The 23,162-nt window shown below is 62.3% G+C and carries 31 protein-coding genes and 2 pseudogenes; 16 read left to right on the forward strand and 17 right to left on the reverse strand.

The window, feature by feature from the left end:
* Window positions 1–133 precede the first annotated feature (133 nt).
* Together AOQ71_RS15915 and AOQ71_RS15920 are read right to left on the reverse strand one after the other, a co-directional pair.
* A complete protein-coding gene (locus AOQ71_RS15915; RefSeq protein ID WP_057747622.1) occupies window positions 134–1,306 on the reverse strand; it encodes an extracellular catalytic domain type 1 short-chain-length polyhydroxyalkanoate depolymerase in 1,173 nt (390 codons plus the stop codon).
* Between the two features lie 4 nt (window positions 1,307–1,310).
* A complete protein-coding gene (locus AOQ71_RS15920; RefSeq protein ID WP_057748041.1) occupies window positions 1,311–1,730 on the reverse strand; it encodes a hypothetical protein in 420 nt (139 codons plus the stop codon).
* Between the two features lie 677 nt (window positions 1,731–2,407).
* Between AOQ71_RS15920 and AOQ71_RS15925 the strand changes: the two genes are divergently transcribed.
* The 4 genes from AOQ71_RS15925 to AOQ71_RS15940 all read left to right on the forward strand — a co-directional run bounded on the left by AOQ71_RS15925 (window position 2,408) and on the right by AOQ71_RS15940 (window position 3,969).
* Window positions 2,408–2,863 carry an Hsp20 family protein gene (locus AOQ71_RS15925; RefSeq protein ID WP_057747623.1) on the forward strand — a complete coding sequence of 152 codons (456 nt, stop codon included), beginning with the start codon at window positions 2,408–2,410 and terminating at the stop codon, window positions 2,861–2,863.
* A gap of 83 nt (window positions 2,864–2,946) precedes the next feature.
* Window positions 2,947–3,231 (forward strand): hypothetical protein, encoded by a 285-nt coding sequence (locus AOQ71_RS15930; RefSeq protein WP_157083534.1) that lies wholly within the window; start codon window positions 2,947–2,949, stop codon window positions 3,229–3,231.
* 59 nt (window positions 3,232–3,290) lie between these two features.
* Window positions 3,291–3,587, forward strand: coding sequence for a hypothetical protein (locus AOQ71_RS15935; RefSeq protein ID WP_057747626.1), 297 nt, complete (start codon window positions 3,291–3,293; stop codon window positions 3,585–3,587).
* 79 nt (window positions 3,588–3,666) lie between these two features.
* Window positions 3,667–3,969, forward strand: coding sequence for a hypothetical protein (locus AOQ71_RS15940; protein WP_347336695.1), 303 nt, complete (start codon window positions 3,667–3,669; stop codon window positions 3,967–3,969).
* 36 nt (window positions 3,970–4,005) lie between these two features.
* Here the strand turns inward: AOQ71_RS15940 and AOQ71_RS15945 are convergent, their stop codons facing one another.
* The 4 genes and pseudogenes from AOQ71_RS15945 to AOQ71_RS15955 all read right to left on the reverse strand — a co-directional run.
* Window positions 4,006–4,272 (reverse strand): hypothetical protein, encoded by a 267-nt coding sequence (locus tag AOQ71_RS15945; RefSeq protein WP_057747630.1) that lies wholly within the window; start codon window positions 4,270–4,272, stop codon window positions 4,006–4,008.
* Between the two features lie 126 nt (window positions 4,273–4,398).
* A complete protein-coding gene (locus AOQ71_RS15950; protein ID WP_057747632.1) occupies window positions 4,399–5,121 on the reverse strand; it encodes an SOS response-associated peptidase in 723 nt (240 codons plus the stop codon).
* Window positions 5,122–5,123: 2 nt separating this feature from the next.
* Window positions 5,124–5,279, reverse strand: a complete 156-nt coding sequence (locus AOQ71_RS46650; protein ID WP_205668236.1) for a hypothetical protein — start codon at window positions 5,277–5,279, stop codon at window positions 5,124–5,126.
* Window positions 5,279–5,621, reverse strand: a pseudogene (locus AOQ71_RS15955) (glycogen debranching protein GlgX); the annotation flags it as partial. The gene AOQ71_RS46650 and the pseudogene AOQ71_RS15955, both read right to left, overlap by 1 nt.
* Before the next feature lie 207 nt (window positions 5,622–5,828).
* On the opposite strand from AOQ71_RS15955, the gene AOQ71_RS15960 reads away from it, so the two are divergent.
* The gene (locus AOQ71_RS15960; RefSeq protein ID WP_162268363.1) at window positions 5,829–6,242 is read left to right on the forward strand and encodes a BLUF domain-containing protein; all 414 of its coding nucleotides are present in this window, start codon (window positions 5,829–5,831) and stop codon (window positions 6,240–6,242) included.
* A 110-nt stretch (window positions 6,243–6,352) separates the two neighbouring features.
* On the opposite strand, the gene AOQ71_RS15965 is transcribed toward AOQ71_RS15960, so the two are convergent.
* The gene (locus AOQ71_RS15965) at window positions 6,353–7,123 is read right to left on the reverse strand and encodes an EAL domain-containing protein (protein ID WP_057747639.1); all 771 of its coding nucleotides are present in this window, start codon (window positions 7,121–7,123) and stop codon (window positions 6,353–6,355) included.
* A gap of 227 nt (window positions 7,124–7,350) precedes the next feature.
* Here AOQ71_RS15965 and AOQ71_RS15970 point away from each other — a divergent pair, with 227 nt between their 5' ends.
* The 4 genes from AOQ71_RS15970 (at window position 7,351) to AOQ71_RS43275 (ending at window position 8,498) form a co-directional block, all read left to right on the forward strand.
* On the forward strand, window positions 7,351–7,551 hold the full coding sequence (locus AOQ71_RS15970; RefSeq protein WP_057747642.1) for a hypothetical protein: 201 nt from the start codon (window positions 7,351–7,353) through the stop codon (window positions 7,549–7,551).
* Window positions 7,552–7,758, forward strand: a complete 207-nt coding sequence (locus AOQ71_RS15975; RefSeq protein WP_057747644.1) for a hypothetical protein — start codon at window positions 7,552–7,554, stop codon at window positions 7,756–7,758.
* Window positions 7,759–7,956: 198 nt separating this feature from the next.
* Entirely contained in the window at window positions 7,957–8,106 is a 150-nt protein-coding gene (locus AOQ71_RS49920) for a hypothetical protein (RefSeq protein ID WP_157083535.1), read from the forward strand.
* Window positions 8,107–8,234: 128 nt separating this feature from the next.
* Complete coding sequence (locus AOQ71_RS43275) at window positions 8,235–8,498, forward strand: hypothetical protein (protein WP_083514262.1); 264 nt, start codon at window positions 8,235–8,237, stop codon at window positions 8,496–8,498.
* 32 nt (window positions 8,499–8,530) lie between these two features.
* On the opposite strand, the gene AOQ71_RS15980 is transcribed toward AOQ71_RS43275, so the two are convergent.
* From AOQ71_RS15980 to AOQ71_RS45120, 3 genes are all read right to left on the reverse strand, one after another.
* Window positions 8,531–8,782 (reverse strand): hypothetical protein, encoded by a 252-nt coding sequence (locus AOQ71_RS15980; protein WP_057747645.1) that lies wholly within the window; start codon window positions 8,780–8,782, stop codon window positions 8,531–8,533.
* Window positions 8,779–8,994 carry a hypothetical protein gene (locus tag AOQ71_RS45115; RefSeq protein ID WP_157083536.1) on the reverse strand — a complete coding sequence of 72 codons (216 nt, stop codon included), beginning with the start codon at window positions 8,992–8,994 and terminating at the stop codon, window positions 8,779–8,781. Before AOQ71_RS45115 ends, AOQ71_RS15980 begins: the two co-directional genes overlap by 4 nt.
* Before the next feature lie 514 nt (window positions 8,995–9,508).
* On the reverse strand, window positions 9,509–9,673 hold the full coding sequence (locus AOQ71_RS45120) for a hypothetical protein (RefSeq protein ID WP_157083537.1): 165 nt from the start codon (window positions 9,671–9,673) through the stop codon (window positions 9,509–9,511).
* A 938-nt stretch (window positions 9,674–10,611) separates the two neighbouring features.
* Here AOQ71_RS45120 and AOQ71_RS15985 point away from each other — a divergent pair.
* On the forward strand, window positions 10,612–12,195 hold the full coding sequence (locus AOQ71_RS15985) for an EAL domain-containing protein (protein ID WP_057747648.1): 1,584 nt from the start codon (window positions 10,612–10,614) through the stop codon (window positions 12,193–12,195).
* Between the two features lie 162 nt (window positions 12,196–12,357).
* Window positions 12,358–12,723 carry a VanZ family protein gene (locus AOQ71_RS15990; RefSeq protein WP_057748044.1) on the forward strand — a complete coding sequence of 122 codons (366 nt, stop codon included), beginning with the start codon at window positions 12,358–12,360 and terminating at the stop codon, window positions 12,721–12,723.
* A 53-nt stretch (window positions 12,724–12,776) separates the two neighbouring features.
* Here the strand turns inward: AOQ71_RS15990 and AOQ71_RS15995 are convergent, their stop codons facing one another.
* Entirely contained in the window at window positions 12,777–13,223 is a 447-nt protein-coding gene (locus AOQ71_RS15995) for a CHRD domain-containing protein (RefSeq protein WP_083514243.1), read from the reverse strand.
* 159 nt (window positions 13,224–13,382) lie between these two features.
* Complete coding sequence (locus tag AOQ71_RS16000; RefSeq protein ID WP_057747652.1) at window positions 13,383–13,664, reverse strand: hypothetical protein; 282 nt, start codon at window positions 13,662–13,664, stop codon at window positions 13,383–13,385.
* A 374-nt stretch (window positions 13,665–14,038) separates the two neighbouring features.
* Between AOQ71_RS16000 and galE the strand changes: the two genes are divergently transcribed.
* On the forward strand, window positions 14,039–15,025 hold the full coding sequence (gene galE / locus AOQ71_RS16005) for a UDP-glucose 4-epimerase GalE (RefSeq protein ID WP_057747654.1): 987 nt from the start codon (window positions 14,039–14,041) through the stop codon (window positions 15,023–15,025).
* Window positions 15,026–15,062: 37 nt separating this feature from the next.
* Here the strand turns inward: galE and AOQ71_RS16010 are convergent, their stop codons facing one another.
* Window positions 15,063–15,515, reverse strand: a complete 453-nt coding sequence (locus AOQ71_RS16010) for a hypothetical protein (protein ID WP_057747664.1) — start codon at window positions 15,513–15,515, stop codon at window positions 15,063–15,065.
* Window positions 15,516–15,664: 149 nt separating this feature from the next.
* Window positions 15,665–15,937, reverse strand: a complete 273-nt coding sequence (locus AOQ71_RS47855; RefSeq protein ID WP_057747668.1) for a hypothetical protein — start codon at window positions 15,935–15,937, stop codon at window positions 15,665–15,667.
* Between the two features lie 640 nt (window positions 15,938–16,577).
* Here AOQ71_RS47855 and AOQ71_RS16020 point away from each other — a divergent pair.
* Both AOQ71_RS16020 and AOQ71_RS16025 read left to right on the forward strand, forming a co-directional pair.
* On the forward strand, window positions 16,578–17,246 hold the full coding sequence (locus AOQ71_RS16020; protein WP_057747669.1) for a hypothetical protein: 669 nt from the start codon (window positions 16,578–16,580) through the stop codon (window positions 17,244–17,246).
* Window positions 17,247–17,262: 16 nt separating this feature from the next.
* A complete protein-coding gene (locus AOQ71_RS16025) occupies window positions 17,263–19,413 on the forward strand; it encodes an adenylate/guanylate cyclase domain-containing protein (RefSeq protein ID WP_057747671.1) in 2,151 nt (716 codons plus the stop codon).
* 6 nt (window positions 19,414–19,419) lie between these two features.
* On the opposite strand, the gene pobA is transcribed toward AOQ71_RS16025, so the two are convergent.
* Window positions 19,420–20,592, reverse strand: a complete 1,173-nt coding sequence (gene pobA / locus AOQ71_RS16030; protein WP_057747673.1) for a 4-hydroxybenzoate 3-monooxygenase — start codon at window positions 20,590–20,592, stop codon at window positions 19,420–19,422.
* A 50-nt stretch (window positions 20,593–20,642) separates the two neighbouring features.
* Between pobA and AOQ71_RS16035 the strand changes: the two genes are divergently transcribed.
* Entirely contained in the window at window positions 20,643–21,548 is a 906-nt protein-coding gene (locus AOQ71_RS16035; protein ID WP_057747675.1) for a helix-turn-helix domain-containing protein, read from the forward strand.
* Window positions 21,549–21,552: 4 nt separating this feature from the next.
* Here the strand turns inward: AOQ71_RS16035 and pcaG are convergent, their stop codons facing one another.
* Both pcaG and pcaH read right to left on the reverse strand, forming a co-directional pair.
* Window positions 21,553–22,179, reverse strand: coding sequence for a protocatechuate 3,4-dioxygenase subunit alpha (gene pcaG / locus AOQ71_RS16040; protein WP_057747677.1), 627 nt, complete (start codon window positions 22,177–22,179; stop codon window positions 21,553–21,555).
* A gap of 4 nt (window positions 22,180–22,183) precedes the next feature.
* Complete coding sequence (gene pcaH, locus AOQ71_RS16045) at window positions 22,184–22,972, reverse strand: protocatechuate 3,4-dioxygenase subunit beta (protein WP_057747679.1); 789 nt, start codon at window positions 22,970–22,972, stop codon at window positions 22,184–22,186.
* A 96-nt stretch (window positions 22,973–23,068) separates the two neighbouring features.
* Between pcaH and AOQ71_RS47860 the strand changes: the two are divergent.
* Window positions 23,069–23,162 (forward strand): annotated as a pseudogene (locus AOQ71_RS47860) (LysR family transcriptional regulator); the annotation flags it as partial.

A 23,162-nucleotide genomic window follows, 5' to 3' on the forward strand; every position in this document is an offset into this window, starting at 1 on the left:
AGCAAGTCATCGACTCCCCTAGCGGGGCGGCGCCCTCCCCGCCGCGCCCGCTGTTGCAAAGGCTCCTCCCGTTCGATGGAGAACGATTGCGACGTCCGCTTGCCATCCCCGAGACGAAAAGCGGATGCCCCACTCAATTCCGCCCCGGTAGGAGCGAATGCTCGAGGAAGAAGCGCAGCATTTCTCTCGTTGCGTCCGGTCCGTTTGGATCGGTGTAGGAGCCGGCGGGGCTGCCTCCCGACCATGCGTGTCCGGCTCCGTGGATTTCCCAGTGTTCGAGGATTGCGCGCCCGCCCGCGTCGGTGTGGACCGTGCGGGTGTAGGCATGCCCTCCAGGTACCCGCCCGCTATGCACCTTCGCCTTCATCCGGGATCCGCCGATCGCCTGTCGGACGATCCGAGCGCCGTTTTTGGAATGCACCGTGGTGTCGCGATCGCCATGGAAGACGATCGTCGGCACGGGCGGGCCGTCGCTCGGCGTTGCCTCAGGTCCGGCGCCTTGCTTCATGGCCATCAGCGCGGAGGGAAGGTCGTTGGCCGCTCCGCAGGCCAGTCCGGAATGAATGCCGATCGCTGCGTACAGATCGCCGTACGTCGATCCCATGACAGCCGCGGCCGCGGCTCCGGCGGACAGTCCGGCGACGTAGACCCGTTCCGGATCGACCGAATGGTCGCGCATGATCTGGCGGGTGATGCCGGTGATGAGCGAGGGCTCGCCTCCGTCGCGCTGCTGATCGGCCGGCCGAAACCAGTTCCAGCATTTCGCTTGGTTCGCTTCAGCGCGCTGCGCGGGATAGGCGACGAAGCAGGTCCGTTCTTCGGCGATGAAGTTCATCCGCGTGCCGGCGGCGAAATCCTCCGGCGATTGCGTGCAGCCGTGGAGCATGACCACCAGCGGAATAGCCTGGCCATGATACCTGCTGGGGATGAAGAGCCGGTAGGAGCGGCTTCCCACGGCGTTTGCGTAGGTGCCTTCGATGAACCTGGCGCCGTGCGGCACCATGTCGGCCAGAGAGGGCGGAGCGCGCCTCAGCGATCCGCTCAGTCCGAGCCCTTCGAGGCTCTTGGCGAGATCCAAGGCCGGCCGGGCCGTGCGACGCGGACGCCTCGTTTCGGCAGCATTTACCTTGGCGTGGATGGTCGGGGGCTCTCGTCCTGCAGCAAGGGCGCGATGACCGGTTGCCGGTGTGGTTGCGTCCGAAGCTTTCTCCCCCCGAAGCATGCGCTGGAGCAGCGCAGTAGCTTCGACGATCTGGCCCGACCGAGTGAGGCGTGTGGCTTCGCGAATGATGTCCTGGTTCAGCATGGCCTTACCTCGTTCTGTCAGCGAGAGCAGATTTGACGGCCGGACTGGCGTGCAGCGCTCCTAGCACCGAGACCGATGCAATCGTCGCGCGCGCAAGCTCCGGGGTGACGTCCTGCGCGATGGTCGCAAGACCCAAAACATTGATGTGCAGCATCTCGCCCGCCCGCCGCGCTGCTTCGAGATCTTCACGGCTGTAGTTGCGCAGCCCGAGGTCAAGGCTCTTTCGCGCCGTGGACTGCTTGACCACGTCGGCATGGCGTTGGAGCTGGTTGCGGATGGCGGTCCGGATGAAATCAGTACGGTTCGAGTAGAAGCCCTCCTGCACCATCAAGTCGACCTGACCGAGATCGACGAAGCCAAGGTTGATCGTGATTTTTTCAGAGTCGGAGGGCCTTGGCCGGATTTCGTGCAGGTTACTGGACATCGCTGTTACCATCCTTTTGCCATCCATATGGATGTCATATGGATGGTATTCATCACCCCGCAAGACCCACCTTCCAGGTTTTTGCGCAAATGTTCCGGGGCCAGCGATTGCTACCGGCATCACCTCCTGGAGCAGCAGCGAGCCAGCGAGCCGGCTGGTCCCGAGCCTCAGGAGCAGCTCATCGGCAATTAGCCGATCTTAGGCGGGACGCTTGTGGAGGGTTAGGACCGCGGCGCGACGACCGAGGTTTTTTAGTCCGGCTCGATTTCTCAACGACCTCGAATCCGGGCGCGAGTAGGTTACGCTGCCCTCGAATGGATAGGGCGAGCTGGACGCCGCGCAGCGGGAGCTCGAAGAACGATCGGAAGGCCTCGAAGCCGAGCGGCGCGATATCGAGAAGGGGATCAAGGCCGAAGACGCCCGCTGGAAGAGGGAAAGAGAAAGGCTCCAGGACACGCTGCACCGGGCCAGGGAATAGGCCGGCAACGCTTGATTAACCCTCCGAAGTCCTTGCTAAAATTTTTGCGGCGCCCCCCTTGAAAGTCTCTCCGGACTTCCAGATTCTTTCGGCGTCGTCCTACGACGATCGGGATGCCGTCAGGGTCCCGCCAATTGAGACGGGCACCGGTCGTGTCCGGTGCCGCTCGTAACCATTTTGCTCCTAGGAGGATCTGGCTATGCGCACTGTTGATTTTTCGCCCTTCTTTCGGTCGGCCATCGGCTTCGACCGTCTCTTTGATCTCGCCGAAGCCGCCCAGCGCGTGGGCGAAGAGAGCTACCCCCCTTACAACATCGAACGGCTCGACGAGAACCGCTTCCAGATCTCGGTGGCGCTCGCCGGCTTCACGCCAGATGAGGTCGCGCTGATGGTCGAGCAGAACGTCCTGACGCTGGAGGGCCGCAAGGCGGACAAGGAGGGCAAGACCTTCCTGCACCGTGGCATCTCGAACCGCAACTTCAAGCGCCAGTTCACCCTTGCCGATCATGTCGAGATCAAGGGCGCCCGCTTCGAGAACGGTCTGCTCGTTATCGACCTGCAGCGGGAGATTCCTGAGACGATGAAGCCGCGCCGCATCGAGATCAACGGCGCCGCTTCTAGCAACGTGACCCAGATCGAATCCAGGGCCGCCTGACCGGACACAGGGCAAGGATCGCCGGCCGCGCGGATCCTCCGCGCGGCCTTCCCTCACCTCGTCTAACAGAAATGGAGCAAGCGATGCGGCCGACGACCGCCCCCGCCGACAACGTCGTGGACACAAATGCCTTGCTGCAGCCCGGCACGGCGACCGAACATCCGAGTTACGATATCGTCTTGAAGCCGCGCGGACGCGGCCGGTGGAAGTGGGCCGTGCGCGGGGCTGACGGAGAAATTCTGATGTCAGGGTCAGAGTGCAGCCGCGCGGCCGCGAGGTACAAGGCCGAGCGGGCGCTGTTTCTGCTGCTGAGCGCCAGTGCATCGCGCGCGGCGTCCGTCGAAGGAAGGGCGTCGGACTGGCTTTAGGAACTCTCGGCGTCACTGGCCGGTTGTCCGCCTCACGATCCCTGGCGCGGAGGACAACCTTGGAAAGCACGATAATCGGAGAATTCGCCACGCGGCGCGAGGCCGAGTTGGCCGTAGAGCATGTCGTCCAGGAATGTGGCGTCGCGCGAGGCGACGTCTTCGTCCAGCCCATGGGCGCTGCGAATTCGTCTGGAACGCGATCGGCTGGTGCGGACGCCAAGGCCGCACCAACGCCGGAAGGGCAGCAAAGGCTTGAAGGCGAGATCGAGGTGTCGGTGGATTTCCACGGCGACGAGCCGGACAAGATCGCCGAGGCGTTGAAGGTCGCCGGCGCAAAGACCGTTCGCACGAAGTAAGCTCCACTGGATGGCAGGGCTCAAACATCCCGTGACTCCGGACGCGCGCTACTTCGTCGTCCGGGGGAAACTCTGGCGGATGAGCGATCCGACCTTAGCTCCTGGCGACAAGGCGCGGCTTGTGAAGCAGTTGATGGATGCGCGCCGCGCAGTGAAGACGGCCAAAGCGGCCGGAGATCCGGAAGCTGAAGCTGCAGCGCATCGGCTCGTCGATCAGGCCAAGCGTGGCTTGGGAGAGCGCGGGCCGGTGTGGTGGAAGGACGGCACGCCCGACTTCAATCGACACGCGGTCAAGAACACGCCGTACGCCGACTGGTACGCCGGGTCCAGGCGGCAAGCCTCAGACGATCGAAACGCATGCTCCCAAAGCCCAGCACCGTGACTCGGTAGGGACTGCGCTGGCGGTATAAGGACGCGCTCAATCGCTCGGCAGACACTCCGGGCAGGAATCACCGACGGAATCCAAGACGGCGCGGATTTCTGCGACAGCATCGTCGGGGGAGAGGCCGACGGGGTGATAGTGCCGAGCAAGCTCCAGTGCGCGTTCGCGGGCATGGGGGTCGGTCCGATCCTTTGCCCAGCCGTGCTCCTCGCATTCGTGAATCGCGCCGGCTTCCTGCAGCACGCTGATCGCCCACCCGCGCAGCGTCCGGATCGCCGGCCGTCGTTCCTTCGTCATCAGCAACGAGATGGCTCCTGCCTGGACGAATCCTTCCGCCCGCCTGCTCGTTCCGGGCGGTTAGCACGGGTCAGGGATTCGCAATCGGCAGGGCTCGGGATTGTCCACGTGTTCCGCGGCCTGTGGAGAATGTTACGTCGCCGGCGAAGGATCTTCCTTCACGCCGCGAGCGACGATCCGCAGCGCCCCGTCCGGAAGCGGCCGCTGCAGCCGCAGCGCCTCGTCTGGCGGCGCAATCATCCAGGTCTCGACCTCCTCGGGCGTCGTCAGGATCACCGGCATCGCCTTGGGATGGACGGCGCCGACCTCAGCGTTGGGCTCCGTGGTCAGAAACGCATAGAGATTGTTCGTGGTCTCGCCTTCCCTGACCTTCCTGACCGACGTCCACTCGGTCCAGATGCCGGCGAAGCATGCGAGCGGACGCCTTTCGTCGAGGGCGAACCAGATCTCGCCGCCCTCGGCCTTGTTGAACTCGCTGAACGAGTTGAAGGGGACGACGCAACGGTGCTCCGGCCCTAGCCAGCGAGTCCAGTGCTTCGACGTCACGTTCCGGATGTTGGTCGTGCCGCCGTCGGGCTCCATCCGGAGCAATTCCTTGAAATCCACCGGCTTGCCCTTGGCGTGCAGTTTCTCAGCGCGCTTCTTCGTCGCGTCCATGAGCGCCTTCGACGACGACGGCATGCCCCAGCGGGCGGTAACGAGCTCCCGGCCCTCGGCGCCATTGCGCACGATTGGCGCCTTGTAGTCCGGAAAGACGCCATGCATCGGCGCGAGGTTGCCGACGTACCGGTTGACGACGCGGAACAGCGCGCTGATGGCGGCCTGGTTGGTGGTGATCGAATACAGGTTGCACATCGTCAGGTCTCCGGAGCGGCCTGGCGAGGGCGCTGGGCAAACTGTAGCAGCTGCCGCATCACAGGATAGTGCAGATGATCGATATGGAAATGCAGGACATCGAATTCATCGGCTCGCCTGGCAACTTGGTCCAGCATCGTGATGTGATACGGCGCCATATCCTCTGCTTGGCATAGAGGTTGAGCACGAGCTTATTGGATTGGACCGGTGCCTGCGTCGGGCTCGTACGGGCCGTGCACGCGATAGCCGTAGACCGTGCCGGGAGGCGCCGAGGGCAGATAGCCATGCCAGACTTCGTCGGTGTATTCAGGCAGCTCGATCCGCTCGAGCTCGGTTTCACCCTCGTCGTCGAAGAGGCAAAGCTCCACCTTGTTGGCGTGCGCCGAGAACAGCGCGAAGTTGAAGCCAAGGCCGTCCCAGGTGGCGCCGAGCGGAAACGGCCACCTTGCGGAGCGACCATGTCCGACTTGCGGAGCCTTTCCTTGCTTATCTATATGGATGCCCGACCCTGGAAACGGCGCAATCGTTAAGCTGTACCGATGCGCTCGGTGCGGAGAACGTTTCTCGGACAATAAGAGCGCTATCTGTCCGCATGGTGCTCCACGCGATTGACAGTCCCTCCTTGTGGAATTTGGCCCACTGATCTGCTGCATTCGTTAACTTTCCAAAAACCCCAAAAGCCTATGGGGTGTTCAGGGAGGCGTACCATGCTGTTCAGGCTCATCTACCACAGCCGCAACTTGCTCAGGCGTTCGTCAGGCAGTAGCGAGCTTTTAAAAATCGTAAGATCGGCCGAGCGCAACAACTTGGCACTGGCACTCACCGGCGCGCTTCTCTTTGACAAACATCACTTTGTTCAGGTTCTTGAAGGCGACCGGAGCAAGGTGACGAGCCTCTTTATCCGTATCTCTCAAGACCCTCGCCACGAGGCACTCAGCATCATCGAGGCCAAGGACGTTACCGAACGGGTATTCCCGAATTGGTCGATGGCCTTGATCGAGCGGCCTTCTGATGCGCCACTCGATCTTGCCGCTCTTTCGGGTGACCAATTGTTGGATTTCCTACGCAACCAATTGGCGGGTTCTAGCGGATCAATTGCAGTGGCTGTTCCGGTCTGGTAGCGAACTGCTTAGCGGTGCCATCCCTCCGGGGCGCGGTCTGGGATGATAGCAAAGCACTTTCCTGCGCACCAAGTCGCCCCTCGTAGATGCAAAGCCAACGCTTTCTCCTGTCAGCCTGCAAGGGCGCTGGACGCACTCGAATAACCAGGCACCTCCGGCAGTGTCATGAATCCCGGCTTGGAAAAGTAATAGCCTTGGAAGAGTCCTATTCCCGCAGCTCGAAGCACGGTGATTTCGGCTTCGCTTTCCACGCCCTCCGCGAGAACCTTGATTTGAAGTTCGCGCGCCATCGAGACGATACCGGCCACAATGACCTGCTTCGGCCGGCTAAGGTGAATGTCGCGCAAAAGCTCCATATCAACCTTGATAAGATCGGGCTGGAGCCTCGCCAGCAAACCCAATCCGGCATAACCGGCTCCAAAGTCGTCTAGCGCGGTCATAAAACCTAGCCGTCTGTATGCATGCACGATCTTCTCGACGTGCGCAGGGTCTGTCATGCGTTCATTTTCAGTGAACTCGAACATGAGGTTCGAAGGCGGAAAATTCGAACGGTGCGCCGCCGCCAGAGATTTCTGGATGCAAGCCTGAGGTTCGTAGACCGCGTTCGGCATGAAGTTGATGGACAGTCGGGCCTGCCGGTCTTTGAAAAGCCTTCCGGCAGTTTCAATGGCCATGACTCGAGCAGCCTGATCGAAGCGGTAAAGCTGATCTTCGGTCAGTTGGCTAAGTACACTGTGTGCACTTTCGCCGTTGGGTCCGCGCACCAAGGCCTCATAGCCCCAAATGCGTTGCTCGTTGATGGCCACGATGGGCTGAAACGCCATTTTGAACTGGAAAGGCAGCGCATCGCCTCCGCCGCATCCTTTGCAGACCCCTGCCATTGATCTCTCCTTCGTGGAAGGCTCACGATAGGAGAAAGTGATTAAGGATCGGTGCGGTCGTAGGGCCGAGGGTGATTGACTACCACGTAGCAGGCGCCATCGAACTTGATAAATGTTAGTCGCGTTCGCAGGCCCGATGTGCGACCAATGCGAGAAAACGCGGTATTTCGCACAGGAACAAGCTGCACCCTGAGACGTTTTTTTGCCATTGGGTAGGTGATCATTTCATGAGCGAACAATCCGACCGGTTGCGAGAACAGGCTTTTCAGGCCGAGCGGCTTTCCCAAACCATCAGCGACCACAGGGCGTCTCAAACCCTAAAATCGATCGCCGCGCAGTATCACGCGCAAGCCGACGAGTTGGAGCGCGGCCTAGGTTCCGCTTCCTACCCGCTCGTCAGCCAGCAGCCAGACGAACATCCTGAGTGAATGAGCGCTCTCGAGGCAGGGACGGTGAGGCTTCTGCATTCACTTGCAGAATGGTGCCTCGTCTTACTTCGGACAGCACCAGTCAATCGCCGTTCTAAGCCAATCGGCTATCGCGAAGCCGAGTTGCGCGCGAAGGAGCTTCAGACGATCGCCTTCTTCATGATCGTCTCCTACTTCGCTCTTCTGGCAGAGGCTGTATTTAATTGAAAGCAAGACGCTCTTGCCTTCATCAACCCCCTACTAATCTGGCTACGTCTTGCCACGTGTTATGCTTCGACGGTCGCCGCCTTCGCCGGCATCTGGACTCGCGTTCGCAAGGCGAAGGAAGGCGAGGTCAACATCGACGTCTTCGGGTTCCTGACGGCGAATCCAACGCCGAGGTGAAGCGCGGCCATCCGAAGGCCAATGCCGGTGATCGTGACCACCACCGCGGAGTACGAAGTGTGGATGCGGTCACCGTGGGACGAAGCCAAAGCGCTGCAGCGACCGCGGCCCGACGGCGCCTTGAAGATCGTGGCGACCGGCGAGAAGGAAGACTCCGTGCCGGCAGCGTAGCACTTCTGCACAGACGGTGCCGAACAGGTGGACAAGCCGCAGCCCTGCCGATTGCGAATCCCTGCTCCGTGCTAACTGCCCGGAACAAGCTGGTGGGCGAAGGATTCGTCCCGGCAGGAGCCAACGCAATGCTAGTGACCAAGGATCGACGGTCCGCAAGAAAAACACTTCGTGGATGGGCCCTTTCCGTGCTGCAGGAAGCCGGCGCTATCCGCGAGTGCGAAGAGCACGGTTGGATGCAGGACCGGGCCGACCCACACGCCCGGGAGCGTGCATTCGACGTTGCTCGTCAAGAACCACCTGTCGGGATTTCTACAGCTGCTGCCGTGCTCGCGATTGCTGAAGTCTTGGAGACGATCGGTGACACCTGCCCTGAATGTCCTGTAAACTGACAGCTTAGACGGCGCGTCGGGCCTCGACTCAATCAATCTATGCGCAGGTGCCTATGGATCGGGATCGGCGCATCAAGAGTCCCGGGCTTGATTTCTGAAGCCGCTCGCGCTGCTTCAGACGGGCTTGGGTCCGGCAGGCCATAGTCCTTCGCTCGCTTGGCCGCGAGCTTCCGGTAGGCCTGCGCCTGTGCACACAATTGCTCCTTGAACTTGGCATCGCGTTCACTCGCAGCCAACCGTTCAAGCTGAACGGCCCGCTCCAAATATTCAACCAAAAGTTTCATTGCAGTCTCCAGGAAGACGACCCCTTAGTGAGTAAGACTGAGCTGATGCTCCAGTTCGATCGCTTGGTCGGCGTTGGCTGCTCTCTGCACAGCGCCTTGCGCTCATCAATATCAGGCGTTTTCTCTACCTTGCGACGCATGTCATTGGCGAATTGTTGAAGTCCAGTTTCAAGCGTGTCCGTTTGCTTGAAACGCCTTCTCTTGAGTTTCATATTTCCTCCTAATCCGGTGGCTAAAGACCGCGCGAGTCCATCCAGTCGGTCATGTGAGAGCCAGTCTCACACTGTCGTGCCCTCCTCAACACGTGGTCGCGCTTTGGTCCTTCCGGAAGCTCACGGGCTGCTTGGCGCAACTGAGCCGCCTCCTCGCCGAGACACGCTTCGAGAGACGGAGATGGTTTAAAACGGCGCCGCTTCTGCATGCGCGCTCCTTTCCTTTTTTGGGAAGGCGGGAGCGCTGTGATGGGCGTCCTCGTCACCGATGTTTGCCACGGGCCTTGCGGTGATGACCTTAGAGTACGCCATTACTTCGTCAGCCGAAACAATAAAGGTTAGGTCTTAGAAAATCCCTTAGGGCACTTGCGCGCAACCGTGAAGCAGCGATATTCAATTTCTGCAGTAAAAACAGGCTCAACCCACGTTGCTTTAGGCTTTTTGAGGTGCTTACTAAATTTGCTCTTCGAACTAATCACGTCGTTTAGAGAACACCGCTCCTGCTTGGTTAGGGCTAGTACCGTTGCAGCGGCTTCATCCGCTCCAACTCCTCGATTTCCTCAAACATGGCGATCATGTCCGCCAACAATATCTGCGTCATCGGATCGGAGCTTTGGTCCGCGACCTTCCGATATTGCCTTATGCGTTCCCGCAGCATGCGCAGATCATCTTCGTCCATTCACTCCAGACGCGCTCGTAGACGTTTCGTTGCCGTTCAAAAGTGAACACAACGACGAAAATTTCAAAAGTAGGAGGCATGACATTGCCTCCCGCGCTCGGCGGCGCTTTCAAGCAAGTCGGCTCTCCACTAGAGAACAGTTACCGACTCGTTTCCCGTTCAAGAACTGCATCTCACCGTCAGGGCGCGCAAAAGTGCAAATTTGCACTTGGAGCGTAGCAAGCGCTCGCTGGCAGGCGTGGCGGCGACGCTGCGCGTCGTGGGTGCTCCAGGCATATTTCCTTTGAGGTGTCAGACAGGGGTTACACAGGTGCGCGGCATCCGGCGCATTCAGCGGGGAACATAGGCAGGGACTCGGCGTTTGCCCTAGGCTTTTAGCGAGGTCAGACCGTGCTGCATCTTGCCATTTGCGTCATGCTGGTCTGGTTGGCCATCAATATCGCCTACGTCGCGCTGAGAATGAGAGCGACGCGATCCCCGCACGGCGGAAAGAACCTGAACAGTTCGATCGCCCCTTATCGCCCCGAGCTCGTTTCCCAGCATCGCCACATGCGGCGATAAAGCTTTGACGCCGAGGGGATCACGGCCTCTAAGTCATGGATTTTCCAGCGATCTCAAGGGCCTAGGCCGCGGCTGGTTGGGGACTGGCTCCATAAATGGGCATTCCGTGCCCTTGAAGGCGCCCCCATGCTGTCGCAGCGGGTGTTCGTGCTGATGCCGCTTCGAATTGAAGAGCAGGTCTGGGTGCCAGGGGCCCGATCCTTGGTTCCCTGTGCCAGGCCCCGGCATCTCCCGGGCCCCACAAGTATGAGTAACGCCCCGCACAGCCTGACCAAAACCCGTTCCCATCCGTCCGCTCCGGTGGCTTCACTAAACCCTATCTTAGCGCGTCCGGGCTAGGATCTGCCGGAAGCCTCCTCAACTTCCCCCCGGGCAGGATGAGACAACAGCGACCGACCATCGCGTTTGCAGCGCTCGTGCTTGCGAGCACAGTCGTGTTCGGCTTGGCTGGACACCTTGCGGCGAAGAGCTTCATCCGCCACCAGCAGGCCCGTCAGCTCGACGAGTTGACCGAGGTCGTCCTGCGTCGCTCCGAATTTGCGGTCGAGTTCGCGGCCGCAAGTCTGACCGAACTCGGCAAGCGTGACGCTGTGAACTGCGAGCCTGCGACGCTCCAGGCCATCCGCCTCCATGTCTACCAGCGCTCGGCAATCAAGGACGTCCGCCTTGTCAATCCGGACGGCTCGGTGATCTGCTCGGCCTATTCCGAAACGCTGGAATTCGACGAGGGATGGGTCGACCGCCGGGAAATGCTCGCCTCGCGCGACGGGAAACTCTCACTGTTCCGCGTTCAGCAGTTCGGTGGCGACGCGCTTGGCGTTCTCAGGGATATCAACAGCAGCGCTGCACTGGTCGCCATTGTCGGCATCAATGCCAGCCTGTTTGACATCATGCCGTCCGAGCTGCGCGGGCACAGCGAGGTGACCCTCTCCTTGAGCAACGGAGAGAAGCTTGGTGAGTTCCAGCTCGATGCCGACCAGCCACGGCGAAATTCGAAGCGCTTCGACAGGTCTTCGGACCGCTATCCCCTTCACACGACCATCGAGGTCGACGGCGCCGTCCTCTCGGCCTGGAATAGCGAAGCCTATTGGCCGGCACTAGCCGTCGCCGCCGGGCTTGGCGCGCTGTTCGGGATCCTGCTGGGACGAAGCCGCCGCACGGAGGGACCGGTCGCAGATCTCGATCGCGGCCTGACCGCAGGAGAATTCAAGCCGTACTATCAGCCCGTCTTCGATCTCAGGACGAGAGAGATCAAGGGCTGCGAGATCCTGGCGCGCTGGGTACGCGAAGATGGCTCGGTCGTCCCACCGATGAATTTCATTCCGCTTGCCGAGTCCAGCGGCCGCATCCAGGCCATGACCTGGCAGATCCTGAAATCAGCATTGTCCGACCTCCGGCCGCTGTTGAAAGCAGACAAGGATTTCAAGCTCTCCTTCAACGTCGTCCCCAAGCATCTCCTGAGCGCCGGCTTCGTCGAAACGCTTCGGCGTACCGTCTTGACGGCAAAAGTTGCCACCCGGCAAATCGTGATCGAGGTGACCGAACGCGACGAGCTCGACGATCTCGCGCGCGCGGCCGCCGTCGTGGCCGAGCTGCGCGAATATGGCTTCCACGTGGCCATCGATGACGTCGGGGTCGGCCACAGCGGACTGTCGCGACTGAAGGGTCTGGGCGCCAACACGATCAAGATCGACAAATTCTTCGTCGACACGATCACCGTGGATGCATCGACCACGACGATCGTCGAGATGCTGGTCGCACTCGCCAAGGACTTCCGAATGACGGTCGTTGCGGAAGGAATCGAGACGGAAGAACAGCTCCGCGCCTTGGTCGCCTCCGGTGTCGAGACCGGGCAGGGATATCTTGTCGCCGCGCCGCTGCCCTTTGCGAAGTTCAGCGAATTGATGGCGCCGCGTCATGCCGCGGCAGCGCAGGCAAACGACGCTGCGCTGGTGGCTTGACCGAGGCGGCTGGTTCGAATTCGGACAGGCGCCGGACCACCCTGCATGGATGCGTCCCGGTGCGAACCAGCAGTCATGAACGCTGCATCAGCGATCTCCGAGCTTTAACGATACTTTCCGCTTTTGAGAGCGGTACGCCGATTGGCCGGCTATGATGCCGCCATGCGCCGAAATCACCTCATCGCAGCCTCGGCAATCTGCCTTGCCCTCATCGCCTACGCCACTTTGGCGCGGCTGGCGGGGCGGCCCGCGCTCATGGGTCACCACGAGGCATATTGGGTCGTCGTCATCGAGCGCTTCAGTGCTTATGGCCTGCTGGGATTTCTTCTCTCCTTCTTGCTGCCGGGCCGCTTCGTTTTGGCGTGCTCGCTCGTCGTGGCCGTCGCAATGGGGCTGGAAGTGCTGCAGGCTCTGACACCTGATCGCGATCCCGGTCTGCTGGACGTTCTGCAAAAGGCAGCGGGAGGCACCGTAGGGGTCATCCTTGCCCAGACGATCCTGGCTTTCCTTCCCCGTCCGCCGTCCTGACGTGGGGAAAACCTGGCACGGGCGAAGCGTCAACGCGCCAGGATATCGGCCCTCTATTTCACCATCTGACCGCGCAACTCACCACCGGGATTCGCAGCCGTGTGAATGTTCGCGTACCACTTTCCGGCCAGCAGATCCGTCGCCTGGGTGTCAGTGAGTGTCGCGGTGCCCCGAATGGGGCTTTGCGCCGTTTTGAACGGCAGTGCGATGCCGGCGTTCTTGCCGGCTTCACCGGGCCCGTGGAAATGGGCGCCCATCGCGGGGCCCGACAGGCCGGTAAAGGTGATCGTATAGGTCAGCGTCTTGGTCTCGGTGTCGTAGGTGGCCTCTGCCTTACCCGAGCCGGCCGAATTGTTCGGAGGCACCTCGTTGCTGCCTTTCAGATCGGCCTGCAGCTTCACGACCTCTGCTCTTGCGGGAGCAACTGTGGTGATGAGCAGCCCTCCCAGGGTCGCCACTCCCAAAACGCGCACGCAGACGCAATGATTGGCTTTCCTCATGGCATCCTCCTGCAGGCTCTTCGGCCCAACTCGGTTGAAACACCGACCGCAGCCGTAAATTCCGGATGCGGATTTATGCCTGATTCGAGACGACAACCATCGCGGGAATCACGGCGGACGGCCAAGCCGGCTGGTCCCATCCCCGGGAGTGCCCGGCGATTAAGCCACCCCGCGCCTATGGACCTCGCTCGGCGCCGGCAGTTCCGCCATCTGCCGGTGTGTGGCCCGGAGCGCTTCGATGGCGCAGTCGAGGTCAAAATCCGACTTGCGGACAGAGGCAAAAAACTTGGCCGTCAACGCCAGATCCAATTTCACGCGGGTTGCCCCGTCGCGGCTTTTGCGACGGTCAAGCGACAGGTGGATGGCCCGCAATCTCGCCTCGCTGCTGCTGCATTCACAAAGCGTGGCGAGTTCGTCATATGTCATCCAGATCTGAGCCATGTCCGTCCGTCCCTTGTTATGGACCTCAGCCTAATTTTTCGGCTCTAAAAGTATTGTTGCTGCGAGCGCAATCCGTCGACATTTTCGTCGCACGATGGTCAATTGAAGCTGAATTAGGAGCGGTTTGCATGCGAAGCCAGAGGGTGCGATGGCGGAACCTCGAACGATCCGGGATATCAGCCTCCGGGCCTGCGCCGAAGCGAGACTACCCAGTTCTTTCGTGGCCTTGACGGACCAAGGCTTGCAGCTATCCAGGATGATCAAACACGATATAACGAAACCGGTCGACGATTGCGCCACTTGTGCTTTGCGTGGACTTGCTGCTGGCGGCCTCAGCTGGATGGGTCGTTGCATTTGCGTTGGGGTAAAAGGACATGACAGACCGACCGACTATCCTCGTCACGGGTGGCGCTGGTTATATTGGCGCGCATGCTTGCCGCGCCCTCGCCGCCGCCGGCTATCGGCCCGTGGTCTATGACAATCTCACGACGGGACATCGCAGCTTCGTCGCCGGGGAACTGGTGACGGGCGATCTGCTCGACGGCGCGACGCTGGCGCGCGCCTTTACCGACCACAAGGTGACGGCGGTGATGCATTTTGCGGCGGCAAGCCTCGTCGGCGAGTCCATGACCGACCCGCAGAAATACTACGTCAACAATGTCCAGGGTACGCTGTCGCTGCTGCAGGCGATGCGCAATGCGGGCTGCCACCGCATCGTCTTCTCCTCGACCGGCGCGGTCTATGGCAATGCCGATTCCAAGGCGCTGTCCGAGGATTTCCCCTGCGTACCGATCAATCCTTACGGCGCCTCTAAATGGATGATCGAGCGCATGCTGGCGGACTATCGCGCGGCTTACGGTTTCGGTGCGTTCTGCCTGCGCTATTTCAATGCCAGCGGCGCCGATCCCGCCGGCGGCATCGGCGAGTTGCGCGACAACGAGACCCATCTCATTCCGCGCGCCATGATGGCCTTGCAGGGCCATGTCGAGTTTGCCGTATTCGGCGACGATTACGACACGCCCGACGGCACTGCGATCCGCGACTACATCCACGTCACCGACCTCGCTGCAGCCCACGTCGCAGCGCTGAAGCTGCTGGAGACAGGACATGGCGGCGGCAGCTTCAATCTCGGCACCGGTTCAGGCTTCTCGGTGCGCGAGATCCTGAACGCCATCAAGCAAGAGACCGGACGCGAGGTGCCTCACACCGTCAAGCCGCGCCGCGCTGGCGATCCAACCTATCTCGTCGCGGATCCTTCTGCTGCGCGAAAAGTGCTGGACTTCGTGCCGCGCCATTCCGACCTGCCGACCGTGATCCGCACCGCCTGGGCCTGGCACCAGAAGGCGCATCCGCCCAAATGATGAAGCTTGCGCTCAAGAGGCTGCAGCCGCCTGAGCGCTAATCGCGCGGCGATCCGAATGGCCCGGGCGCAAGCGGACGGCGCGGCCGGGACCAGCTGTCGCGCCCCTTGGGCAATTTGTCGGAGTTGAGCTTCACGACCGCGCATTTGACGTCGGCCGCCACGACATCTTCCTGGCTGTAGATCAAGGTGCACTCGAACCTGACGTCAGGCGCCTCCTTTGCCGTGCCCCAGCACGTCGCAACCGCGCCGCTGCAATCACCAGAAAGATTGGCCTCGACTTCGTCTGGGCCAAACACGCTCGGATTGCCCTCGGTATGACGCTTCACGGTCAGGACAGCCGTGAAGCGTTGCTGATCGACCTGATAGGAACCACCATAGGTGAAGAAGCTGTCGCTGCCGGAGATTCGTCCCTCGGTCAAATCGACAAGGCCAGTGCCCTGGCCACGCGGAGTTCTGAACCAGGCAGCGTATTTGCCGTCTCTCAGCATGAAGACATCCGTCGTGAAATTCAGACGTACTTGCAATGATCCCTGGGGCGCGACAATGACCGATATGGCGCGTGTTCCGCCACGGTTAACGCCCTGCAAAGCCGGTTCCTAAAATTGCGGCGCAGGGCTGCGCCGCGACGGCGGCAAGCTCAAAACAATTCTATGCCGTCATCCGCAGGCTCGACTGCGTCGACGCGGCGCGTGGCGGCGCTCGACGACAGCCCAAAGGCTTGCAAGAAGTTCCTGTGGGCGTCGCGCTCGCGCTCCATCGTGTAGCGCGCGAAGAGATCGTCGAGCAGCGCCTCGTCCTGGAGCTGCGGCCGATGTGTGCCCGCGCTTGACGTCTCGAGGCGCGCAGCGACCGCGGGCAACGTTGCGGAGGACTCGCCGAGCGAGCTCATCAGGCCTTGCGCCGAATTCATCAGGCCCTCGAACTCGGCGCCTTCGTCGACGAGGCCAGCTTGCCGAGCCGTTCGTTGCCGGCCTCGACCTCGCGCAGCGCCTGGTGAATCTGCCTCCTCGACGACCGCCAACGCCTCATCGACCGAACGGCCTGCGCTCTAACAGGTCGCAATCAGGATCGAGGCCTGCGCCAGCGTCTGCTTGATGCGGGCGAGGAACGACGACGAGGAGCCATGCTCGCCGCCGAACAGCGAGCGGCCGTGACCGACGAGACTACTGGCATCATTCAGGATCGCGAACAGCGTACGGATGATCTGACTGATGTCGCCACCGAACTCGCGCTGCGCGTCCCTGAGCCGAGCCGCCTGAAGCGCGCGGATCGCATGGGCGCCGTCTTCGCTCGCGACAGGCGTGGGGACGGGGCCCGGCTCCCGGGCCGGACGCCCCCCGGACCGGGCCGTCGCAACGGCGGTCCGACATCGGGCCCACGGCCGGGATTTGCGGCACCGCCCATTTCTGTCATCACAGGCTTGAACCTGTTCCTGCTAGGCTGCATCAACACCAGGAGTGATTCTGATCACACTTGGCTCGGTCATCCCCTGTTAGGCTCGCGTCGGGACCCGGGTCAGTCACACACCGTTCGAACTGGAAGAGACAGTCATGAGAACCCTGATCGGCGCCATCGTCGGCGCGATTTGCCTCGCCGCCCCCGCCGTCGCGGAGACACCGGCCGCGATCGTCGAGGACGTGCAGGGCAAGGTCGACGGTATCGAATTCATGGATTACGTGGCGCCGGGCAAGATCATCAAGCTCGGCCCCAAGGCCGGCGTCACGCTCAGCTACCTGAAATCCTGCCTGCGCGAGACCATCACCGAAGGCGTGGTGCTTGTCGGCACCGAGCAGAGCACCGTGCAACTCGGCAACGTCCAGCGCGTCAAGGTATCGTGCGATGCCAACGCCGCGCAGCTCTCCGAACGCGAGGCGAACCAGAGCGCCGCGACCACGTTTCGCACCATGCGATCCGATGCCGGCAGCGCGCCGGCGAAGCTGCCGACGATCTACGGCACCGCGCCGCTGATCCAGGCCAAGAGCGGCAGCACGCTGGTGATCGAACGCACCGACGGCAAGGAGCCCGCGATCAGCCTGCCGCTCAAGAGCGACATCATGGTCGCCGGCAAATTCTTCGACCTCTCGAAGGCCGGAAAGTCGCTGACGCCGGGCGGCAGCTATCTCGCAAAACTCGGCAACAAGCGCTACACCTTCCAGGTCGATGCCAGCGCCACCGCGTCGCCGACGCCGATCATCGGGCGTCTGCTGCGGTTCGAATAGGTCCGCGACTATAGCGATGCGGCGGATCGGCAGGCGGGACATCGTTGCAGCGATCGTGATTGCGCTCGTGACCGGCGCTGCTTTCACGTCCCCGCCGCTCCAGAGACTGCAAGGTCTCTCGCTCGATATTCTCACGGCCTTGCGCTGGACGCTGATCGGCGACCGGCGCGATCCCGCGACGTCGCCGGTCGTCGTCGTCGCGATCGACGGGGAGACCTACGAGACGCCGCCTTTCAAGGGATCGCCGACGCAGACCTGGACGCGCGAGGTCGGCCGGGTGCTCGGCAGCATTACCGAGGGCGGCGCCAAGGTCATCGGATTCGACGTCATCTTCAAGAATTCGATCGAGCAGTCGGACATTCCTTTCGGCGACGCGCCGGTCGGCGCGCGCATGAAAGGATTTGACCGCGACTATCTGATCGCGTTGCGCAAGCTGTCCGACAGCGGCAAGCTGGTGCTCGGCGAGATTCTCAGCAATGACCATCCGGACAGTCCTTTCGCCGCGCAGCGACTTGCGGTGAAGAACAATGTCCGCGCCCTCAACGTCTACACCGATGACGACGACGTGATCCGGCGGATGCCGCTCAGCTTTTCCATCGGCGGCAAGCCGATCCCGGCCATGGCTGTCGAGCTCGCTTCGCGCGCACTCGCCCTACCGCCGGAGACCGGGCCGTCCGGCACCATGTCGTTGTCCGGCTATGCTATTCCGAGCGCCGAGCCCAACACACTGACGCTCAACTTCCGCGGCATGGGCCGCGACGTCCCGGCCTATTCCTTCGCAGATCTGCGCGCTTGCATCGAGAAAGGCGACACGGACTTCTTCCGTCGCGCCTTTGACGGCAAGGTCGTCTTGCTCGGCACCATCCTCAATTTCGAGGACCGCAAGCTCACCTCGATGCACCTCTCCGGCGGCTATGACGGCAGCCCGGCCGCACGATGCGCCCTGCCCACGCCTGCCGGGACGGCGCAAAAGGCCCGCAATGACATCGCCGGCGTCTTCGTGCATGCCACGGCGGTCCGGAACCTGATCGAGCGTGACGCTGTCGCCGAACTCGGCGTCCCGCAGCGCACGGTCCTGGCGATTGGCTTTGCAATGGTCATTGCCTTCGCGGCCGGCATGCTCGCCCCGACCGGTGCGATGCTCAGCTGGCTCGCGCTCACTGCCGCCTACACCACCGTCGCTGTCAGCGCATTCGTTCATGCGCTTGCACTTCCCCTGACCGAGCCGGTGCTGGCAGGCCTGACCGCCATCGCCATGATGATCGGCTATCGCTTCGTGATCGCCGACCGCGAGGAGCGCTTTCTGCGCAAGAGCTTTGCGTTCTACCTCGCGCCCGAAGTGATCGACAGCATGGTTGCCTCCGGCAAGATGCCTGCGCTCGGCGGCGAGATGCGTGACATCACCATGTTCTTCTCGGACCTCGCCGGCTTCTCCTCGATCGCCGAGAAGATGACACCGGCCGAGCTGGTCGCATTGATGAACGACTATCTGTCGGCCATGACCGACATCATCGAAAGCCATGGCGGTTATGTCGACAAATATATCGGCGATTCCGTTGTCGCCATGTTCGGAGCACCGGCCGACGATCCCGATCACGCGCGGCACGCGGTCGCCGCCGCGCTGCAATGCCGCGACCGGCTCAAGGAGCTCAACGACAGCCACCCCGCCTTTCAGGGCCGTGGCCTTGCCCACCGCATCGGGCTGAACAGCGGCAAGGCCGTCGTCGGCAACATCGGCTCCCGCCGGCGCTTCAACTACACCGTCATGAGCGACACTGTGAACCTGGCTTCACGGCTCGAGGGCGCCAACAAATATTATGGCACCGTGATCATGGCCTCCGAGGCGACGGTGAACCAGAGCCGCAGCGCCTATACCTGGCGCGAGTTGGACATGGTCAAGGTGCAGGGACGCGACGAGCCGATCAGGGTGTATGAGCCCCTCACCGATAAGAACCAGGAGACGGAGGAGCAGGGCCTGCGCGCGGCCACCTACGCCAGGGCACTTGCATGCTGGCGGGCGCGCGACTTTGCGAGGGCCGCCGAACTGTTCGAAAGCGCCGCTGGCGATGATCCGCCGTCCCGATATTTTGCCAAGCGTGCGCGGGCCCTGGCGGCCAATCCACCGCCGGCCGACTGGACGCCGGTGAACACGCTGGAAGGGAAGTAGCGGCCCCTAGAACGGCAGCCCCACATAATTCTCCGCAAGCAGCCGCTGCGCCGTCTCGGACGAGAAGAGGTACTCGAGCTCGGTCTGTTGGAGCCGGTCCTCATACTCGGAGCGATCGGGGAAACGATGCAGCATCATCGTCATCCACCACGAGAAGCGCTGCGCCTTCCAGATCCGCGCCAGGGCCTTGGCGGAATAGCCCTTCAACCCGGAATCGTCGCCATCCTGATAGTGCGCGAGCATGCCGTGATAGAGATAGTAGATGTCGGAGGCGGCGCTGTTCAGCCCGCGCGCGCCGGTCGGCGGCACGATGTGGGCGGCGTCGCCGGCGAGGAACAGGCGCCCGTAGCTCATCGGCTCCGCAACGAAGCTGCGGAGCGGTGCGATGCTCTTCTCGATCGAGGGACCGGTGATCAATCGCGCGGCGACGTCATCAGGCAGGCGGCGCTTCAGTTCGGCCCAGAACGCATCGTCGCTCCAGTCCTCGACCTTGTCGGTCAGCGGCACCTGGACGTAATAGCGGCTCAGCACCTGTGAGCGCAGCGAGCACAGCGCAAAGCCGCGTTCATGCTTGACATAGATCAGCTCCGGCGACACCGGCTTGGTGCGCGACAGCACGCCCAGCCAGCCGAACGGATAGACCTTCTCATATTCGCGCAGCACGTCCTTCGGGATCGACTTGCGGCTGACGCCGTGAAAGCCGTCGGCGCCGACGATGTAGTCGCAATCGACGCGAACAGTCTCCCCGTTCGAGCGATACGTCACATAAGGCCGATCCGAGGTCAGATCATGCGGCGTCACGTCCTCGGCGTTGTGGACGACCTTGCCGCCGAGCCGGTCGCGCGCCTCGTAGAGGTCGCGCGTCAGCTCGGTCTGGCCGTAGACCAGCACCGAGTTGCCGCCGGAATGCTTGTGCAGATCGATATGGGAGAGCACGCCGTCATGGGCGATCTCGAAACCGTTGTGGATCTCGCCTTCGCGGTCCATCCGCTCGCCGCATTGCGCCTCGCGCATCAGCCTGGCGAAACCGTGCTCGAGCACGCCGGCACGGATGCGCGCCAGCACGTGGTCGCGGCTGTATTTCTCCAGCAAGATGGTGTCGATGCCCTTCAGGTGCAGAAGCTGGGACAACAGCAGCCCGGACGGCCCACCGCCGATGATGCAGACCTGAACTTTCATTTTTGCGTCCTCCCGACGGCGCTTTTTTGCAGATTCAATGCGGAAGACCGATGGAGGGTTTCGCCATTGTCTTGTACTATTCGAACATGAGGAACGCAGCCCCCGCCCCGGCGATCCGGGTCTACAATCTGTTCGGCGAAGCCGGCGATCTGCCTGACGTCGTCCACTGCGAGACGATTGCGTCGCGCTCGGTGCTGCACGACTGGAAGCTCGCCGTGCACCGGCATGCCCGTCTGCACCAGGTGCTGCTGATCGAGCGCGGCGGCGGCGAAGCGACGCTCGACGGACGCGTCGTGACCTTGAAGCCGATGCAGATCGTCAACGTGCCGGTCGGCCATGTCCATGGCTTCCGCTTCGTGCCAGGAACCGAAGGCTGGGTGCTGACCATCGCCGCGGAAATGCTCGACGAGGCGCTGCTCGCTGCCGAAGGCCTGCGCGGCGTGCTGTCACGATCATCAGTGGTGCGCGGCACGCCGCAGATCCGCGCCATCATGAAGCAGATCTTTGCCGAGCATGCCGCGCGCGATTTCGGCCGCGCGCATGTGCTGCGGGCATTGTCGGCGGCCATGATCGGCCTCGTCGCACGTGCGCTCGCCGGCGCGAGCGGCGCTGGCGGCAATGCCGAGACAAATCTGTTCCGCCGCTTCGAGGCCTTGCTCGAACAGCATCACCTGGAACGCTGGACCGTGGCGGACTACGCGAAGTCGCTGGCGATCACGCCGACCCATCTCAACCGCGTCACGCGCGCGGCGACCGGCGACACCGCCTCGCACCTGATCCTGAACCGCCTGATCCGCGAGGCGCGGCGCAACCTCGTCTATACCAACCTGCCGGTCTCGACGATCGCCTACGCCCTCGGCTTCGAGGACCCCGCCTATTTCAGCCGGGTCTATGCCGCGGCCACCGGCCTGTCGCCGCGCGCCTTTCGCGCGCAGCTCCATGGCGACGAGGGCTGAGGCCTCACACGTCGAAGAACACCGTCTCGTCCGGGCCCTGCAAATTGATCGTGAAGGAATAGACGACCTTTCCTGCGCGCTCGCCGCGCTTGGCGATCAGGGTCGCGCGGCGCACCGGCTGCTCGATCAGGTTCAGGACGGGATCGGCGGCGTTGGCGGCTTCCTCGTCGGAGAAATAGAGCCGCGTGTTGAGGCCGATATTGATGCCGCGCGCGACGATCCAGACATTGATGTGCGGCGCGCATTTGCGCCCTGCCTTGTCGGTGATGGCGCCCGGCTTGATGGTCTCGAACGTCACGAGGCCGCTCTCGAAATCCGAGCCGGCGCGGCCCCAGCCGCGGAAATCCTGGTCTAGCGCGCCGGCCGAGCGATCGGCCGGATGGTTGTAGCGGCCGGCCGCATTGGCCTGCCAGATTTCAAGCAGCACGTCGCGCAGCGGCGTGCCGCTGCCGTCGAGCACCTTGCCTTCCAGCGTGATGCGCTCGCCTTTGGTGTTCGGCGTTACCAGCACGTTGGAAAAGTTCTTCTCGAAGATGTCGAAGCCGGCCATGGCAGGGATCAGGCCGATATGGACGTAGGGCCCGGCGGTCTGCGAGGCGGTTTCCTTGAGATAGTTGAGCGGCTGCGGCATGTGCTCAGTTCCCTTCGGGACGATTTTCGAAATAGGTGGAGCGCTGGCCGCGCAGCACGATGTCGAAGCGGTAGGCCAGCGAGTCGAACGGCGTCGAGGCGTTGAGGTCGAGCGGCGCGACCAGGCGGTCGAGCGCGTCCTTGTCCGGGATCGTCGTCAGGATCGGGCAGACCGGGATCAGCGGATCGCCCTCAAAGTACATCTGCGTGATCAGACGCTGCGCAAAGCCGGAGCCGAACACCGAGAAGTGGATATGGGCGGGGCGCCAGCTGTTGACGAAGTTGCGCCACGGATAGGGGCCGGGCTTCACGGTGCGGAAATAATAGTAGCCGGTGTCGTCCGTCAGCGCGCGGCCGCAGCCGCCGAAGTTCGGATCGATCGGTGCGAGATACGTGTCCTTCTTGTGCCGATAGCGGCCACCGGCATTGGCCTGCCAGAACTCCACCAGCGTGTTCGGCACGCCGCGGCCGGTCTCGTCGAGCACGCGGCCGTGGACGATGATGCGCTCGCCGACCGGGTCGCCGTCCTTGGCGTAGTTGCGGATCAGATCGTTGTCGAGCGGACCGAGATCGTTGTGACCGAACACCGGCCCCGTGATCTCCGAGACCGAATTCTCGAGCGACAGCAGCGACTGGCGCGGTGAGCGCAGCACCGAGGATTTGTAGCCGGGCGCATAGGCCGGCGGATGAATCGAGCGGTCGCGCTGGAAGAAGCCGCCATCGCCGAGTGGCGGCGTGAACGGCTCAGGGCGGTTGAGGCGGGGATCCTGCAAGGCTGTCGCCTGGGCATTCATCGGCGTTGTCTCTCCCTTGGGCGCCCCGGGTCCGGGTGCGCGGCTTGTTGAACGATAATGCCGCTCCCTATTCTCAAGATAAATAGATCGATTATAATGAATCCCATGAACAAAATCGATCATTTGGCGCTTGACGGCCACGCCCTCGAATTGTTTCTCGCGGTGCTGGAGGAAGGCTCGGTCACGGCGG

The organism is Bradyrhizobium manausense, from assembly GCF_001440035.1.
In the GTDB taxonomy this organism is placed as follows: Bacteria; Pseudomonadota; Alphaproteobacteria; order Rhizobiales; family Xanthobacteraceae; genus Bradyrhizobium; species Bradyrhizobium manausense.